General features: G+C 70.2%; 12 protein-coding genes. 2 read left to right on the top strand and 10 right to left on the bottom strand.

From position 1 onward, the window contains the following. Positions 1-66: 66 nt before the first annotated feature. Positions 67-618 carry a transcriptional regulator NrdR gene (nrdR, locus tag JHN45_RS05010; RefSeq protein ID WP_019072899.1) on the bottom strand — a complete coding sequence of 184 codons (552 nt, stop codon included), beginning with the start codon at positions 616-618 and terminating at the stop codon, positions 67-69. 564 nt (positions 619-1,182) lie between these two features. On the opposite strand from nrdR, the gene lexA reads away from it, so the two are divergent. Further along, on the top strand, positions 1,183-1,962 hold the full coding sequence (gene lexA / locus JHN45_RS05005) for a transcriptional repressor LexA (RefSeq protein WP_026151025.1): 780 nt from the start codon (positions 1,183-1,185) through the stop codon (positions 1,960-1,962). A gap of 165 nt (positions 1,963-2,127) precedes the next feature. On the opposite strand, the gene JHN45_RS05000 is transcribed toward lexA, so the two are convergent. The 3 genes from JHN45_RS05000 to JHN45_RS04990 form a co-directional block, all read right to left on the bottom strand. Continuing rightward, positions 2,128-4,116, bottom strand: a complete 1,989-nt coding sequence (locus JHN45_RS05000) for an ATP-dependent DNA helicase (RefSeq protein ID WP_201048158.1) — start codon at positions 4,114-4,116, stop codon at positions 2,128-2,130. A 257-nt stretch (positions 4,117-4,373) separates the two neighbouring features. Continuing rightward, complete coding sequence (locus JHN45_RS04995) at positions 4,374-5,108, bottom strand: GNAT family N-acetyltransferase (protein WP_200709694.1); 735 nt, start codon at positions 5,106-5,108, stop codon at positions 4,374-4,376. Between the two features lie 92 nt (positions 5,109-5,200). Then, the gene (locus tag JHN45_RS04990) at positions 5,201-7,243 is read right to left on the bottom strand and encodes an IucA/IucC family siderophore biosynthesis protein (protein ID WP_201048157.1); all 2,043 of its coding nucleotides are present in this window, start codon (positions 7,241-7,243) and stop codon (positions 5,201-5,203) included. A gap of 298 nt (positions 7,244-7,541) precedes the next feature. Here JHN45_RS04990 and JHN45_RS04985 point away from each other — a divergent pair, with 298 nt between their 5' ends. Next, entirely contained in the window at positions 7,542-8,771 is a 1,230-nt protein-coding gene (locus JHN45_RS04985) for a serine protease (protein WP_201048156.1), read from the top strand. 63 nt (positions 8,772-8,834) lie between these two features. Here the strand turns inward: JHN45_RS04985 and hflX are convergent, their stop codons facing one another. The 6 genes from hflX to miaA form a co-directional block, all read right to left on the bottom strand. Continuing rightward, entirely contained in the window at positions 8,835-10,328 is a 1,494-nt protein-coding gene (gene hflX, locus JHN45_RS04980) for a GTPase HflX (RefSeq protein WP_200709691.1), read from the bottom strand. Between the two features lie 140 nt (positions 10,329-10,468). Next, entirely contained in the window at positions 10,469-11,956 is a 1,488-nt protein-coding gene (locus JHN45_RS04975) for a M1 family metallopeptidase (RefSeq protein ID WP_201048155.1), read from the bottom strand. Between the two features lie 146 nt (positions 11,957-12,102). Beyond that, entirely contained in the window at positions 12,103-14,247 is a 2,145-nt protein-coding gene (locus JHN45_RS04970) for a bifunctional (p)ppGpp synthetase/guanosine-3',5'-bis(diphosphate) 3'-pyrophosphohydrolase (protein ID WP_200709689.1), read from the bottom strand. A gap of 285 nt (positions 14,248-14,532) precedes the next feature. Continuing rightward, complete coding sequence (gene dapF / locus JHN45_RS04965) at positions 14,533-15,402, bottom strand: diaminopimelate epimerase (protein WP_201048154.1); 870 nt, start codon at positions 15,400-15,402, stop codon at positions 14,533-14,535. Positions 15,403-15,461: 59 nt separating this feature from the next. Further along, positions 15,462-15,962: a hypothetical protein gene (locus JHN45_RS04960; protein ID WP_200709702.1), complete on the bottom strand. Its 501-nt coding sequence runs from the start codon at positions 15,960-15,962 to the stop codon at positions 15,462-15,464. A gap of 108 nt (positions 15,963-16,070) precedes the next feature. Then, positions 16,071-17,009, bottom strand: coding sequence for a tRNA (adenosine(37)-N6)-dimethylallyltransferase MiaA (miaA, locus tag JHN45_RS04955; RefSeq protein WP_201048153.1), 939 nt, complete (start codon positions 17,007-17,009; stop codon positions 16,071-16,073). Between the last annotated feature and the right edge of the window lie 70 nt (positions 17,010-17,079).

Here is a 17,079-nt window from a genome sequence, read left to right as displayed (position 1 = left end):
GCGACAAGTCCTGGTCCGCCGCCGTCCGACCGGATCCGGGGTCTCCGCCCGGTTCCGGTCCGTCGGTCAGTCGGCGGAGTGGGCGGGCACCGGGACCTGAACAGTCCCTCCGGGCCCGCCGTCGTCTTCCTGGCTCCCCGATCCCGCGTCTTCGTCGTCCGCGGCGGGGCCTGGCGTCGCTTCCCTGAGTTCCACGATCGCGGCCTCGAAATCGTCCAACGAGTCGAAAGCCCGGTAGACGGAGGCGAATCGCAGATAGGCGACGAGGTCGAGTTCCTGCAAAGGGCCGAGTATGGCCAGCCCGACGTCATGGGTGGTCAGTTCGGCGCTTCCGGTGGCCCGCACCGCCTCTTCGACCCGCTGGCCGAGCTGGGCGAGTGCGTCCTCGGTGACAGGCCGTCCCTGGCATGCCTTGCGCACACCGTTGATGACCTTGGTACGACTGAAAGGCTCGGTGACTCCGGACCGCTTGACCACCATGAGCGAGCACGTCTCCACGGTCGTGAAACGACGGGAGCAGTCAGGGCACTGGCGGCGTCGGCGGATCGACGTGCCGTCGTCCGTCGTACGGCTGTCGACGACACGGCTGTCGGGGTGCCTGCAGAAGGGGCAGTGCATGATCTCCAACCCTCCCTCACAGCAGACTCAATAGCCTCGTAAGACCCCTTGGGCCTCTCGAAGCAGCCCCAAGCATAGGCGATGGCCGAGACGATGAAGACCCGGGGGACCACAACTTCTGGGCTGCTGCCGCAATCCAACCACTAGATGTGGTGATTGGCCCACACAAACACGCCGTACGCGCGTGTCGCACCCGTATTGGCATGTGCCATACGGCCATACCGTCGCCCGGAACACGCGGGCCCACACCCGTACCGCCAGGGCACTTACGGGGATACCGTGAGCGCGGCACGGAGAAGACGTGGGGCTCCCGCACAGAACGGGACCGGCCCCCGGTTGCCGGGACACCGGGTGGCAGACTGGGGCGACAACCCGCAAGGTCACCACCCGGCGGCGAAGAGCCCGACAATGGGCCCCTTTGTCCGCCAGGTGCCACGTCGGCCATACACCCAGACACATGATCACGGCAGGCTATCCGCGTTTTTTCACTCGAACGTGTGTTTGGCGCAACCTTTCGAAAGCAACTACCGTTGTCCAGCAGGGAGAACATCGAGAGGGGCCGACGTGACCACCACCGCAGACAGTGCCACCATCACTGCCCAGGATCGCTCCCAGGGCCGACTCGAGCCGGTGCATGCAATGAACGAAGCCGCGAATCCCGAGGGACACAAGCGCTCCCTGCCGGGCCGACCTCCCGGCATCCGGGCGGACAGCTCGGGGCTCACGGACCGGCAGCGCCGGGTGATCGAGGTCATCAGGGACTCCGTGCAGCGGCGGGGCTACCCGCCGTCGATGCGCGAGATCGGCCAGGCCGTGGGCCTGTCCAGCACGTCCTCGGTCGCACACCAGCTGATGGCACTGGAGCGCAAGGGCTTCCTGCGCCGCGACCCGCACCGCCCGCGCGCGTACGAGGTCCGCGGCTCCGACCAGTCCTCGTCGGTGCAGCCCACGGACACCGCGGGCAAGCCCGCCGCGTCGTACGTCCCCCTGGTGGGCCGGATCGCCGCCGGTGGCCCGATCCTCGCCGAGGAGTCGGTCGAGGACGTGTTCCCCCTCCCCCGCCAACTGGTCGGTGACGGTGAGCTGTTCGTCCTCAAGGTCGTCGGTGACTCGATGATCGAGGCCGCGATCTGTGACGGCGACTGGGTCACCGTGCGCCGCCAGCCGGTCGCGGAGAACGGCGACATCGTGGCCGCCATGCTTGAGGGCGAGGCCACCGTCAAGCGCTTCAAGCGCGAGGACGGCCATGTCTGGCTCCTCCCGCACAACTCCGCGTACGAGCCGATCCCCGGCGACGACGCGACGATCCTCGGCAAGGTGGTGGCGGTGCTGCGGCGCGTGTGACGGCCGCGGCGGGCGGGCCACATCGGCCCGACCCCCTGACCGGACCCCGGGACCCCTGCGCCGGTTCCGGGGTCCTGTGCTGTCCCGGGTCCGGCGGGGGCCGCTGTCGATCACGGGAGCCGCTGTCGATCGGCGGTTGCCCTGAGACACCAGGGCAACCGCCGGTCACTCCGTCTCCGCTTCCGCCTCCGCCTGCTTCGCCTTCGCGTCGATCGCCGCCAGCGACCTCCGGGCCTGATTACGGTCCGTGGTGTACCAGAAGTCGGGCAGTGACGCCTTGAGATAGCTGCCGTAGCGGGCGGTGGCCAGCCGCTGATCCAGTACGGCGACCACGCCACGGTCGCCCGACGCCCGGACGAGACGGCCGGCGCCCTGGGCCATGAGCAGCGCCGCGTGTGTCGCGGCCACCGCCATGAAGCCGTTGCCCCCCGCGTCCTCGACCGCCTTCTGACGGGCGCTCATCAACGGGTCGTCCGGACGCGGGAACGGAATCTTGTCCATGACGACCAACTGGCAGCTGGGGCCGGGGACATCGACGCCCTGCCAGAGCGACAGCGTGCCGAAGAGACAGGTCTTCGGGTCGGCCGCGAAGTTCTTGATCAGCTCACCGAGCGTCTCCTCGCCCTGGAGCAGGATCGGGTACTCGGGGATGCGCGAACGCAGTTCCTCCGCGGCGAGTTGGGCACCCCGCATCGAGGAGAAGAGGCCCAGGGTGCGACCGCCCGCCGCCTGGATCAACTCGGTCAACTCGTCCAGCATGTCGGCGCGATCGCCGTCCCGCGCGGGGCGCGAGAGGTGCTTGGCGACGTACAGGATGCCCTGCTTCGGGTAGTCGAAGGGTGAGCCGACGTCCACGCCCTTCCACTGCGGGAGGTCGTCGCCCGCCGTGCCTTCGGGAGCGAGGCCCAGGGAGGCCCCAACGCCGTTGAAGTCGCCGCCGAGCTTCAGTGTCGCGGACGTCAGGGTGACCGAGCGGTCCGCGAAGAGCTTCTCCCGCAGCAGGCCCGACACGGACATGGGGGCGACGCGCAGGGAGGCACCGAAGCGGTCGTGGCGTTCGTACCAGACGACGTCCCACTCGGAGCCGTTGCTGATCCGCTCCGCCACGTCGTGCACGGACTCCACGGAAGCCAAGGCCTGCTTGCGGACCGCGTCCTCGTCCTGCACGGACTTGTCGCGGGTGGCGCCGATTCCGGAGATCACCGTACGGCAGGCGTCCCGCAGCGCCATGAGCGCGTAACCGAGATCCTCCGGGATCTCCTCCAGGCGGCCCGGCGGGGCGAGCTCCATGAGCCGCTCGAAGCCCTCGGCGGCGGTCTGGAGCTGGTCGGCGGCCTTCTCGTTGACCAGCTTCGCGGCGCGGCGCACCGCGCGGTTGACCTGGCCCGGGGTGAGCTCGCCGCTGGCAACTCCGGTGACCCGCGAGACCAGTTCATGGGCCTCGTCGACGATCAGCACCTCGTGCTGCGGGAGGACGGGGGCGCCTTCGATCGCGTCGATGGCGAGCAGCGCGTGGTTGGTGACGACGACGTCGGCGAGCTTGGCGCGCTCACGGGCCGCCTCGGCGAAACACTCCGCTCCGTAGGCGCACTTCTGGGCGCCCAGGCACTCGCGCGAGGACACCGAGACCTGCGCCCAGGCGCGGTCGGAGACTCCGGGCGTGAGGTCGTCGCGGTCGCCGTTCTCGGTCTCGTCCCTCCAGTCGCGCAGCCGCAGCAGATCCTGGCCCAGCTTGCTGGTGGGCGCAGCCGCCTCGAACTGGTCGAACAGGCCCTCCTCCTCGTCCTGCGGCACGCCCTCGTGGAGTCGGTGCAGACACAGGTAGTTCGACCTGCCCTTGAGCATCGCGAACTGGGGACGGCGGCGCAGCAGGGGATGCAGTGCGTCTACCGTGCGCGGCAGGTCGCGCTCCGCCAGCTGGCGCTGGAGCGCGAGGGTGGCGGTCGCGACGACCACACGCTCCCCGTGCGCGAGCGCGGGCACCAGGTAGCCGAGCGACTTTCCGGTACCGGTGCCGGCCTGGACCAGCAGATGGGAGCCGTCGTCGATCGCCTCCGCGACGGCTTCGGCCATGGTCACCTGGCCGGGGCGCTCCGAACCGCCGACGGCAGTGACGGCAGCATGCAGGAGTTCGGGGAGTGAGGGCTTCGTCATAGCGCGACCAACCCTACGGGGCTGGACTGACAACCGGGCGATCACGGTTGCGGGAGGGAGTGGATCAAGACGCCGGGGCTTTCGGACGGGGGCGGATTTCGTCCGGGTGGCGATCGGATGGAGACCTGGTCGGATCGGACGGAGACCGGTCCGGATCGGACGGGGATTGGTTCGGATCCGACGGGGATTGGTTCGGCCGAGGTGGAACCGGATCGGGCCGAGCGGTGTACCAAAAGTGATGGCGCTGCCACGTGGCGCTACAACAGATCGCGCACAGAACGGTCTCGGAGCATGAGGGCGGCCCGCTTGGCGGGCAGGTCGACCTCGGCGGAGTACCGGAAGCCGGCGCTCAGGAAAGCAGATACGGAGGGGGTGTTGCGAACGTCCGGTTCGGCGACGACGCGGGCGCAGGCGGGGCGCTTGTCGAGTACGAGGTCGGCGACGGCCCGGATGAGGGTGCTCCCCACCCCTCGTCCTCGGTCGACGAGGTCACCGATGAGCAGGTGGATCCCGGTGTCGTGCGGTCGGGCGGGGTAGTGGCGGGCCAGAAGGTCGAGGTCCGCCCGGTAGATCTCCCAGTAGCTCATCGGGGTGCCGTCCAGCACGCCGAGACAAGGGACGCTGCGTCCGTCGCCGGAGAGTTGGGCGCGCAGGTGGTTCTCGGTGACCGTCCGGGGGCCGGCCAGTTCCCAGAATTCCGCGATCGCGGGGTCGTTCATCCAGCCGCTGATGAGGGGGAGGTCTCGCTCGCAAAGGACAGGGGCGAGGTGGAAGACACCCACGGGGGTACGGATCCGCCCCCAGTCGCCGACACGGTCGAGGAGTTCGTCGCGGTCGGCCGCGTCCGCCTCGGTGCAGAGCGCGAGGAACTCCGCGGGGAGGCGGAGGTCGAGGGTGTCCTCGGCGTCCGTGCCGGAACCCTGGCCGGTACCGGTGCCTGGGGTGGAACCGGGGACTGTCGCGGTGCCGACGTTCGCATCGGTGGGACGCACGCGGACGCTCCTCTCAGAAGACGGGGTGGGTCATGTTCCTCAGGGGTGAAGGGAGTTGGCGGCGGTCAGAAATGAAGCGGAAGTACTGGCGATCAGCAGTGAAGGGGGTTGGCGATGGTGACGTAGACGGACTGGGTGTCGACCGGGCCGATGAGTTCGTCGAGGCCGTGCAGTCGGGTGAGGAGGTTGGCCTTGCAGCGCAGGACGGGTGAGTCGAGCAGGCGGGCCGGCAGGGAGGTGCGCAGCCGGGCGGGACCGGAGGCGACGTCGCGGAGGAAGCGGCGGAAGGCGGACAGCAACAGCCGTTCGTCGGCGAGGCCTTGGGAGCCGAACGCTCCGATGAGACCGAGCACGTTGTTGATCGCGAGGTAGTACGCGAAGCGTTCGTCGGTGACCTCGTCGGAGACGAAGGTGTCGCTGTGTTCGCCGATGCCGGGCAGACGGGCATCGAGTTCCGCGCGCCGGGACGCGCGGAAGTAGTAGCCCTGGTTGTCTCGGTAGCGGCCGCCCGCAGGCCAGCCCGCACTGTCCAGCAGGAGCAGCGTGTTCTGCTGGTGTGCCTCCAGGGCGATGCCTGCCTCGCCGTCCAGCCACAGCACGGGACGGACGACCTGCTCCAGGTACCGCAGGAACCACTCCGCGGTGACTGCTTCACGGGACCGGCCGGTCCGCTCGGCAAGGCCGGTGACGACCTCGGCCAGCCGGGACCGCAGCGGAGGCGCACTGGACGCTGCGCGGCCGGAGTGACCGGAGAAGCCGGTTCGTGAAGTCGCCTGCGGTCCGCCGACGTTGGCCCTTCGCGCGGTGTTCGGGCGAGGTGAGACGAGCCCGGCGACGCAGGAGACGTCGTCGGACGGGCTGAACGGGTTGTGCCGGATGACCACGTCGATTCCGGCGAGGGGCGCACGGGTACCGACTGCACCCCCTGCGCTCCCTGTGCCCTCTTGGCCACAGTCGGCACCGCGTCCGTCCGCCGGCGCGTCGACGGCCAGCCAGGCCGGGTCGCGGACGATGTCGAAGCCCGGGTGGACGGCCTGCCACTGCTGGGACAGACCGCTGCGCAACAGGCGGTGCACTTCTACGCCGCGATGGAGTTCTTTGCGGAGGTTCTCACGTCGGGAGTTGGTGATGCGGAGGCCCAGGGACAGCTTGAGCATGGCGGGGGCGCCGGACCGGTGGACGGTTCGTACGGAGGACGTGGGGTGCCACGGGGTGCCGTGGGGGCCGAGATCCTGGATCAATCCGGCGTCGATCAGGGCTGCGACGTCGGCACGGTGTCGGATCTCGCGCCACTGCCAGGGATGCACGGGCAGTGCCGCGTGTCCGTCGGGCAACGGCAGCCCGGTTCCGGCGAGTCGGGCCGTGAGGTGGGCGGCGGAGACAGGTCGGCCGCGTTCCGTCCAGGCCGAGTCGGTGGCGAGTACGGAGGGGGCGACGGCCAGCCAGTGCAACGGGAAGGAGCCGTGCAACTCCGGTGAGTACAGGCGGACTTCGGCCTCGGAGAGACCCTCGCGACTCTTGGGGGTCGGGTGGAGCGGGTGTCCGAGGAGGAGCGCCTGTTCGGCGGAGAGGAAGAGATCGGGGCCGTCGGCCGGGTGTGCGCGGCGGTCGGTGATGAAGGTGACGGTACGTCGGAGGGAGTCGGCGACGCGGGCCACCAGATCGGTACCGGTGTCGGACGTCGCCTCGGCTGCCACCGCCGCTTCCTGTGCGGAATCGGTGTCGCGCGCGGCCGTTTCCCTGGCGAACAGCGCCGCGACTGTCACCGCGTCGGCCGGTGGTGCGCCATGGGGAGCGTCGGACAGGTAGGGAAGGCCGAAGCGGTGCCAGCCGGTCGGGGACCAGTAGCGGACCTGGGCGTGCAGGGCCGTGCCGCTGGCGGGGAGGGGGATGCGAAGGGTGTCGCCGTCGGGGGCGGGGAGGTTCGTCTCGCGCGCCCAGCAGCGAAGCAGGTTCTCGACAGCCGCGGCCTGGGCGGCGGTTCGGGGGTCCGGATGCTCCAGGAGGTCGCCGCCCGCGCCCCGGGGACGGCTCGCCTCCGGGCTGCGCGGCTGCTGTTGGGGAACCGACTCGGCCGACGCCACCGCCAGGGTGAGCGGGTGGGAGTGGCTGTCAGAGGTGGATGTGGGGTTCAAGACTGTTCCTCGGGATGTGAGATCTCGCGTCGCCCCGGGCACAGCGGACCACGCGCCGAACAGCAGCCCCCTCCGCCCCTGCCGAAGCCAACTCCCGTACCGACCAACGGGTTACGGGTTGCTTCAAGATCCTTGCCGTAGCGAAACCGTTGCCGTTCCGTCGGAAGTCCCCCACAGCGAGCGCATAGTGTGTGATGCCGTTCCCGTAGGTCGTGAGTTCAGCGTGAACTCACCATGAGTTCCGGCTGAGATCACAGCCGTGGCGCACCAACCGTTCACTCCAGGGGGAGTCAAGACCATGCGATCGATACGGCCGTCCTTCACCGCCCGGCGTGGCAGGGGTGCGCGTCGCGGAACCACCCCCGTGCTGGCCGCCGTCGCTCTCGCCTCGGCGCTCGCGCTCACCGCGACGGCCTGCGGTTCCGGTGACACCAAGGCGGACGGCCAGTCCACGGCGTCGGCGACCAGCGGCGACACCGGCGACGGCAAGATCAAGATCCCGGACGACATCAAGAACAAGCTCAAAGAGCACGGGATCGACATCGACAAGTGGAAGCACGGCGCCTGGAAGAACTGGGACAAGGACGACTGGCTGCGCGAGGCCAACGACTACATCAACCCGATCATCGACGGGCTGTGGAGTTCCGGCCGGATGCGGGACGCCAACGACCCGGACAAGGGTGTCGACACCAACGACATCTCCGGTGACCAGGGTGTGACCGACCCGACGCCCGCGGTGGTGGACGCGAAGGCCGTGTCGCCTACGTACCACGCCAACGCGGCGACGGCGGGCAAGGTGTTCTTCGATGCCCCCGAGGGCACGATGGTCTGCTCGGCGACGGTCGTGGAGGACCCGGCGCACCCGGGCAAGTCCAACCTGGTGTGGACGGCGGGCCACTGTGTGCACGCGGGCAAGAACGGCGGCTGGTACCGCAACCTCGCGTTCGTGCCGTCGTACAACAACTCCGGTATGACGACAGCCCAGTTGGAGACGGCGTCCCGGGCCCAGGTCGCTCCGTACGGGGTCTGGTGGGCCGACTGGGCGCAGACCTCGCAGCAGTGGATCGACCAGGGCGGCGAGACGGGCGGGCAGGGTTCGTCGTACGACTACGCCGTGATCCATGTGACGCCCGAGAAGGGCAGTGGGGGCAAGTCCCTTGAGGAGACGGTCGGTTCGGCGCTGCCGGTGAACTTCGACGCGCCGGCCGTGCCGAAGGTGTCGAGCATCACGGCGACCGGCTACCCCGCGGCGAAGCCGTATGACGGTTCGACGCTGTACCAGTGCGCGGACAAGCCGGGGAGGCTGTCGATCAGCGCCTCGGACCCGACGATGTACCGCATCGGCTGCAGCATGACCGGCGGTTCGTCCGGCGGCGGCTGGGTGGAGACGGGCACGGACGGCAAGCCCGCGCTGGTGTCCAACACCTCGATCGGCCCGGTGACTTCGGGCTGGCTGGCGGGCCCTCGGCTGGGCGATGTGGCCAAGGGCGTGTACGACTCGGTCAGCAAGAAGTTCGCAGGGCAGTAGACACGACCGAGGCTCGCCCCGGGTGATCCGGGGCGAGCCTCAGGACGTGCTGCGCTACGACCGTCAGGCCAGCGGTGCCGGGACGTACGGCGCGAACTCCGCCGCGAGTTCCTCGTGCACCCGCACCTTGAGCAGGGTGCCCTCCGGGGTGTGCTCCTCGGAGATCACCTCGCCCTCGGAGTGGGCACGGGCGACCAGCTTGCCGTGGGTGTACGGCACGAGCGCCTCGATCTCGACCGAGGGGCGCGGCAGTTCGGCGTCGATGAGCGCGAGCAGCTCGTCGATGCCCTGGCCGGTGCGGGCCGAGACGGCGATGGACCGCTTCTCGTTCCGCATCAGCCGCTGGAGCGTCAACGGGTCCGCCGCGTCCGCCTTGTTGATGATCACGATCTCGGGCACCTTGGTGGCGCCGACATCCCGGATCACCTCGCGTACGGCGGCCAGCTGCTCCTCCGGGACCGGGTGCGAACCGTCGACCACGTGCAGGATCAGATCGGCGTCGCCGACCTCCTCCATCGTGGAGCGGAAGGCCTCGACCAGGTGGTGCGGCAGGTGCCGGACGAAACCGACGGTGTCGACCAGGGTGTAAAGCCGTCCGCCCGGGGTCTCGGCCCGGCGCACGGTCGGGTCGAGGGTCGCGAACAGCGCGTTCTCGACCAGGACGCCCGCGCCCGTGAGGCGGTTGAGCAGGGACGACTTGCCGGCGTTGGTGTAGCCGGCGATCGCGACCGACGGCACCTTGTGGCGACGGCGCTCCTGGCGCTTGATGTCACGGCCGGTCTTCATGTCCGCGATCTCCCGGCGCATCTTCGCCATCTTCTCGCGGATACGACGCCGGTCCGTCTCGATCTTGGTCTCACCGGGACCACGGGTGGCGAGGCCGCCGCCCGAGCCGCCGCCCATCTGACGGGACAGCGACTGACCCCAGCCGCGGAGCCTCGGCAGCATGTACTGCATCTGCGCGAGCGCGACCTGCGCCTTGCCCTCTCGGGACTTGGCGTGCTGGGCGAAGATGTCGAGGATCAGGGCCGTACGGTCGATGACCTTGACCTTGACGACGTCTTCGAGGTGGATCAGCTGGCCCGGGCTCAGCTCACCGTCGCAGATGACGGTGTCGGCGCCGGTCTCCAGGACGATGTCCCGCAGTTCGTTGGCCTTGCCGGAACCGATGTACGTGGCCGCGTCGGGCTTGTCGCGGCGCTGGACGACACCGTCGAGCACGAGCGCGCCCGCGGTCTCCGCGAGGGCGGCCAGCTCGGCGAGCGAGTTCTCCGCGTCCTGAGCCGTTCCCGTGGTCCAGACGCCGACGAGTACGACGCGCTCCAGGCGGAGCTGTCGGTACTCGACCTCGGTGACGTCCTCGAGCTCGGTGGAGAGGCCCGCGACACGGCGCAGGGCCGCGCGCTCGGAGCGGTCGAACTGGTCGCCGTCCCGGTCTCCGTCGATCTCGTGGCTCCAGGCGACGTCCTCTTCCATCAGGGCATCGGCCCGAAGACCTTCGGGGTAGGTGTGCGCGGAGCGCTCAGTGTCCTGGGAAGGGGAAGAAGAGGAGGTCATTGGGTCCTTACGTCGATGGGAGTCCTGCGAAGTTCATAACGTGCGAGCGTCCCCGGAGATTCCCGGTGACCGGAGATTCCGGGCGATCCGCGCCGCCGACCCGACGATGGTCGCACGGCACGGATCGCCCCGTCACGGCCTTATTTCACGGGTGCCTGCGACACCCAGTCCGGGTGACCCGGCATCGGCGGGGTCTTCTCGCCGTAGAGCCAGGCCTTGAAGAAGTCGCTCAGGTCGCGGCCGGAGATCGCGGAGGCGAGGTCCTCGAAGTCGGCGGTGGTGGCCGTGGCGTCCCGGTGGACGCTCACCCAGGTGCGCTCCAGGCGCTCGAAGGCGGGGCGGCCGATCTCCTGGCGCAGCGCGTAGAGGACGAGGGCGGCGCCGTCGTAGACGTTGGGGCGGAAGATGCTGATCTTCTGGCCGGGCGCGGGCGCCTTGGGGAGCGCGGGCGGTCCGCCGGCGGCGCGCCAGCCGTCCGAGGCGCCGTAGGCGGCCTTCATCCGCGTCTCCATGGGCCTGTTCGCCTTCTCCTCCGCGTACAGCTCCTCGTACCAGGTGGCGTGTCCCTCGTTGAGCCACAGGTCGGACCAGGTGCGGGGGCTGACGCTGTCGCCGAACCACTGGTGGGACAGCTCGTGCACCATGATCGACTCGACGTACCACTTGGGGTAGGCGGGCTCGGTGAAGAGATCTCTCTCGAAGAGAGAGATCGTCTGGGTCTCCAGCTCGAAGCCGGTGGACGCCTGCGCCATGAGGAGGCCGTACGTCTCGAAGGGGTACCGGCCGACCTTGCTCTCCATCCAGGCGATCTGGTCGGGGGTCTTCTTGAGCCACGGTTCGAGCTGCTTGGCGTCCGCCGCGGGTACGACGTCGCGCATCGGGAGGTCGTGCGGTCCGGTGCGGTGCAGTACGGCGGAGCGGCCGATGGACACCTGGGCGAGTTCGGTGGCCATGGGGTGCTGGGTGCGGTACGTCCAGGTGGTGTTCGCGCCGTCCTTGTCGACGCCGGCCGGCAGTCCGTTGGCGACGGCGGTGTAGGCGTTGGGCGCGGTGACCCGGATGGTGAACATCGCCTTGTCGGAGGGATGGTCGTTGCACGGGAACACCAGGTGCGCGGCATCGGCCTGGTTGGCCATCGCGAGCCCGTCCTTGGTGCCCACCCAGCCGCCGTCCTGGCCCTTGGCGGAGACGGGGTCGCTGGTGTGCCGCACGGTGATCCGCGTCCAACTGCCTTCGGAGAGCGGCTCCTTCGGGGTCACGACCAGATCCTCGCCGACGCTCTCGAAGGTGGCCGGCCGCCCGTCGACCTCGACCGAGTCCACGGTGCCGTGCGCGAAGTCGAGGTTGATCCGGTCCAGGGACTCCGTGGTCCACGCGTCGATGGTGGTGACGGCCCGGAGGGGCTGGGTGTTGGTGCCGGGATAGGTGAAGGAGAGGTCGTACGACGCCACGTCGTAGCCCGGGTTGCCGAGGTCGGGGAAGAGGCGGTCCCCGACGCCCAGGGGCGTGGGCGGAGCGCTCGCGGCGACGAGGCAGACGGACACGGCGGAGGCGAGCAGGGCCGCCTTCAGCCGTCGGGGAGCCCTGGTACCGGCCCCAGGGGTGGCGGTGCGGGGGGTGAGCAGCATGGACCACCGCTACCAGCGCGCGCGTACCGCACGTCGACGACTCGCGCCCGGCCCACTCGAACGAGGTCTTCCGGGGGCCTACGGGGCGCCGGGCACGCCGGAGGCGCGCGCCCCGAGGAGACGCGGGGCGTGGTCCTGAGCCGGTGTCAGGAGGCCGTTGTGTGGTGCTGTGCGCGGCTGACGTCGTAGACGCCCGGCACATTGCGCATCGCCCGCATGAGGGCCGGGAGGTGCGCGGCGTCCGGGAGTTGGAGGGTGTAGGTGTGGCGGACGCGCTGCTGGCTCGGGGGTTCGACAGTCGCCGAGACGATCTCGGCGCCCTCCAGGGCCATGGCCTCGGTGAGGTCGGCCAGCAGATGGGGGCGGCCGAACGATTCGGCTACCAGCGTGACCCGGCATTCGGTGGTGTCGCCCCAGCGCACACCGACCTCCGCGCGCCCCACGCTCTTCATGTGCGCCACCGCGCTGCACTCCACGCGGTGGACGGTCACGACCCCGCCGCGCACCGAGAATCCGGTGACCTCGTCGGGCGGTACGGGTGTGCAGCAGCCGGCGAGCCGTACGGTCGCGCCGGGCTGGTCTACGACAGGGGTGGCGGGGCTGCTGGTGGGGGCGTCCTCGGCCGCTGGGGGCGCGGATCGCACGGTCTGCGCGTCCTGGGCCGCCCTGTCCGGCTCGGTTCCCTCCGCGTCGCCGCTGCCCGGGTGCGCCGCGAGCCAGCGTTGGATGGCGATCCGGGCGGCGGGGGTGTGCGCGTGCTCCAGCCACTCCCTGGAGGGCTCGGAGGCGGGGTCCTGACCCATGAGGGGCTGGACGGTGTCGCCGTCCCGCAGAACCGTGCTGAGGGTCGCCAGGCGGCCGTTGACGCGGGCGCCGATGCAGGCGTGGGCGTCCTCGCCGTACTGCGCGTACGCGGCGTCCACACAGGTCGCGCCGTCGGGCAGGCCCAGCGTGCCGCCGTCGGGCCGGAACACGGTGATCTCGCGGTCCTGGGCGAGGTCCTCGCGGAGGGTCGACCAGAAGGTGTCGGGGTCGGGCGCGCCCTCCTGCCAGTCGAGGAGTCGGGAGAGCCAGCCGGGCCGGGTGGGGTCGGCGCGCTCCCCGTCGCTGGTGGCCTGTTGCTCCTCCGAAGGAGGAGCGTAGGGATTGCCGAGCGCGATGACGCCGGCCTCGGCGACCTTGTGCATCTGGTGGGTGCGGATGAGGACTTCGACGACCTGGCCGTCCGTGTGGGCGACGGCGGTGTGCAGCGACTGGTAGAGGTTGAACTTCGGTACGGCGATGAAGTCCTTGAACTCAGAGACCACGGGCTTCAGGCAGGTGTGCAGTTCGCCGAGGACGCCGTAACAGTCCGCGTCCTCGTTGACGAGCACCAGGAGGCGGCCGAAGTCGGCGCCGCGCAGCCTGCCGCGCTTGCGGGCGACGCGGTGCACGGAGACGAAGTGCCGTGGCCGGATGAGGACTTCGGCCTGGATGTCGGCGTCCCGCAGGACGGTGCGCACCTCGTCGGTGACCTCGGCGAGCGGGTCGTCCGCGCGGGAGGCGTTGTCGACGATCAACTCGCGTGTGTGGTCGTACTCCTCGGGGTGGAGGATCGCGAAGACCAGGTCTTCCAGTTCGGTCTTGAGCGCCTGGACGCCGAGCCGTTCGGCGAGCGGGATGAGGACGTCCCGGGTGACCTTGGCGATACGGGCCTGCTTCTCGGGGCGCATCACGCCCAGGGTGCGCATGTTGTGCAGCCGGTCGGCGAGTTTGATCGACATCACGCGGACGTCGCTGCCGGTGGCGACGAGCATCTTGCGGAAGGTCTCGGGCTCGGCCGCGGCGCCGTAGTCGACCTTCTCCAACTTCGTCACGCCGTCGACGAGATAGCGCACCTCGGCGCCGAACTCCTCGCCGACCTGATCGAGTGTCACCTCCGTGTCCTCGACGGTGTCGTGGAGCAGAGAGGCCGTCAACGTCGTGGTCTCGGCGCCGAGTTCGGCGAGGATCAGGGTCACGGCGAGGGGGTGTGTGATGTACGGCTCGCCGCTCTTGCGCATCTGGCCGCGGTGCGAGGACTCGGCCAGGACCCAGGCGCGGCGCAGCGGTTCGAGGTCGGCGTCGGGGTGGTGGGCGCGATGCGCCTCGGCGACATGCCCGATGGCGTCCGGCAGCCGGTCACGGGCCGTGGGGCCGAGCAGGGCGGCCCGGCCGAGCCGGCGCAGGTCGATCCGGGGGCGGGCCTTCCTGCGGGGCGCTGTGTTGGTCACAGGGCCTGGGCTCGCAGGGTTCGTGGCCTCCGCACTCATGGGCACCTCCGGCTGCTTGACCGGCGGACGGGTGCCCCATGGCGGACTCGGCTCAGGGGATGGTGACGATCCCCCGTCCGGGCCGGTGCTTGATGCTACCGAGCCCACCACGTGCGACTGACCGCCTCTCGCCGAGCGTGAAACGGATCACCCATTCGAGCGAAGGTCAGAAGGTTTACGGTTTTGCGCCACACCCTGACGGGTCGACCATGCTTTCAAGCCGGGCCGGCCGCCGGAGACTTCGGATCGGGGTGTCCAGGGCGGCCAGGACTGCGAATCACCCGTTCAGCGGATGGCGTTTTCCAGCCACTCGGCATCGATCTCGCCCTCGGCGACGATCACCGCGGGACCTGTCATCTCGATCCGGCCGTCGGGCCACTCGGTGATCACGAGTGTTCCACCGGGTACGTCGACGGTGTAGGTCGCCCGTGTTCCGGTGACGGCCGGGTCGGCGCCGTCGCGTCGGGCGGTGGCCACGGCGACCGCGCACGCGCCCGTGCCGCACGAGCGGGTCTCGCCGGCACCGCGCTCGTGCACGCGCATGGCCACGTGGCCGGGGCCCCGGTCGACCACGAACTCGACGTTCACACCCTGCGGGTAGGCGGCGGCCGGGCTGAAGGGCGGCGGGGAGTACAGGTCTCCGGCGTGCGCGAGGTCGTCGACGAAGGCGACCGCGTGCGGGTTGCCCATGTTCACGTTCCGCGCGGGCCAGCTGCGCTCACCGACGCTCACGGTGACGTCCCCTTCGGGGAGAAGCGCCTTGCCCATGCCGACCGTGACATCGCCGTCCTTGGCGAGGTGGACGGTCTTGACTCCCCCGCGCGTGGCGACCGCGATGTCCCCTGCGGCCACATGTCCGGCACGCTGGAGATAGCGCGCGAACACACGCACTCCGTTGCCGCACATCTCGGAGACCGAACCGTCGCCGTTGCGGTAGTCCATGAACCACTCCGCCTCGGCCGCCATGTCCCGCGCCTCGGGGTGCGCGGCGGACCGCACGACATGCAACAGTCCGTCCCCGCCGACGCCCGCGCGGCGGTCGCACAGGGCGGCGACGGCGGCCGGGGAGAGATCGATGGCGTTCTCGGGGTCCGGGACGATCACGAAGTCGTTCTCGGTGCCGTGCCCCTTGAGGAAGGCGATCCGCGTGCTCATTCCTCGATCGTACGGGGTGGCCCCGACCACCCGATGACTCCGGTGTGCGACCTCGGCGGCTAGCGGAGCCTGGCCACGCGGTACACGGCGAGGACAGCGACCACGCCCACCATCAGGGAGTATGCGATGACGACCCGCCAGTCCGGGCGGCGACCGGAGCCGCGCTGCGGGAAACCCGGCCAGGTGTAGCCGACGCGGCGGGCGGCCGTCGTGCCCCAGCCTGCCGCGCAGCAACAGATCAGCAGACCGAGCATGGCGACCACGGCCCCGCTGTCGCCGAAGTCGAAGGCGAGCGGGAAGGCGAACATCAGGGAGCCGACGGCGGCCAGGGCGACGATGGGGGCGAGCTGCCAGATGCGCAGGCGACGCTGCGGGCGCAGCTCGACCTCGACCTCGGGTCCCGCGTACATCTCGTCGGGCCCGGGACCGTCGGCGGTCACGCCGCCCTGGATCTCGTCCGGGCCGTCCGGGCTCAGTCGGCCGTCGACCTCTTCCGATTCACCACGGTCCGCGGTGACCTGCTCAGGGCCTTCTGCGGTGTCGCGAGGGCCGGCCTCCATCGCCACGCGCCCTCCCAACTCGGACTCCACTTGGTCGATCGAAGCTCGATGATGGCACGCCCCCGGAGGCCGCAACCGCGGCTGGAGCGTCCCGATGCCATCACGTGATCAGGCTGTGACCGGTCGTTCGAGCAACGCCAGTGCCAGGTGCGGAAGTTCTGTGAGATCGGCCGCAGCCCCACTCAACCAGTGCACCCGGGGATCGCGTCTGAACCACGAATCCTGGCGGCGCGCGAAGCGCTTGGTGGCCCGCACGGTCTCCGCGCGCGCCTCCTCTTCCGTGCACTCCCCCGCGAGCGCCGCGAGCACCTGCTGATAGCCGAGCGCACGGGACGCGGTGACCCCCTCGCGCAGCCCCCCGGCCTCCAGCTCGCGCACCTCGTCGACGAGTCCCGCGCTCCACATCCGGTCGACCCGGCGCGCGATGCGCTCGTCGAGCTCGGGGCGGGCCACGTCGACGCCGATCTGGACGGTGTCGTAGACCGAGTCGTGGCCCGGGAGGTTGGCGGTGAAGGGCTTGCCGGTGATCTCGATGACCTCCAGGGCGCGGACGATACGACGGCCGTTGCTGGGCAGGATCGCGTGCGCGGCCTCGGGGTCGGCGGCGGCCAGGCGGGCGTGCAGGGCCCCGGAGCCGCGCAGTGCGAGCTCCTCCTCCAGGCGGGCCCGGACCTCGGGGTCGGTGCCGGGGAACTCCAGGTTGTCGACGGCCGCGCGCACGTACAGCCCGGAGCCGCCGACCAGGATCGGCCAGCGGCCCTCGGCGAGCAGGGCGTCGATGTGCTCGCGGGCGAGGCGCTGGTACTCGGCGACGGACGCCGTGACGGTCACGTCCCAGATGTCCAGGAGGTGGTGCGGGACGCCGCCGCGCTCCTCGGGCGTCAGCTTGGCGGTGCCGATGTCCATCCCTCGGTAGAGCTGCATGGAGTCGGCGTTGACGACCTCGCCACCTAGACGCTGGGCCAGGAAGACGCCCAGATCGGACTTTCCGGCCGCGGTCGGTCCGACGACGGCGATGACTCGGGGGGCGGGGGGTGCGCTGCTCACGTTCCCAGTCTCGCAAACGTCGGACCTCGCCTCGAACGAGTTACGTGTCGGCACCCGCGCGGGGTCGTTG

The organism is Streptomyces sp. MBT53 (genome assembly GCF_016654115.1).
Taxonomy (GTDB): domain Bacteria; phylum Actinomycetota; class Actinomycetes; order Streptomycetales; family Streptomycetaceae; genus Streptomyces.
This window is presented reverse-complemented; position numbering and strand designations above follow the sequence as displayed.

What these genes read in the sequence shown, in the direction of transcription:
- nrdR (WP_019072899.1), bottom strand. Translation starts at nt 618, where the DNA reads ATGCACTGCCCCTTCTGCAGGCACCCCGACAGCCGTGTCGTCGACAGC.
- JHN45_RS04985 (WP_201048156.1), top strand. Translation starts at nt 7,542, where the DNA reads ATGCGATCGATACGGCCGTCCTTCACCGCCCGGCGTGGCAGGGGTGCG.
- hflX (WP_200709691.1), bottom strand. Translation starts at nt 10,328, where the DNA reads ATGACCTCCTCTTCTTCCCCTTCCCAGGACACTGAGCGCTCCGCGCAC.
- JHN45_RS04970 (WP_200709689.1), bottom strand. Translation starts at nt 14,247, where the DNA reads ATGAGTGCGGAGGCCACGAACCCTGCGAGCCCAGGCCCTGTGACCAAC.
- JHN45_RS05000 (WP_201048158.1), bottom strand. Translation starts at nt 4,116, where the DNA reads ATGACGAAGCCCTCACTCCCCGAACTCCTGCATGCTGCCGTCACTGCC.
- JHN45_RS04975 (WP_201048155.1), bottom strand. Translation starts at nt 11,956, where the DNA reads ATGCTGCTCACCCCCCGCACCGCCACCCCTGGGGCCGGTACCAGGGCT.
- dapF (WP_201048154.1), bottom strand. Translation starts at nt 15,402, where the DNA reads ATGAGCACGCGGATCGCCTTCCTCAAGGGGCACGGCACCGAGAACGAC.
- JHN45_RS04960 (WP_200709702.1), bottom strand. Translation starts at nt 15,962, where the DNA reads ATGGAGGCCGGCCCTCGCGACACCGCAGAAGGCCCTGAGCAGGTCACC.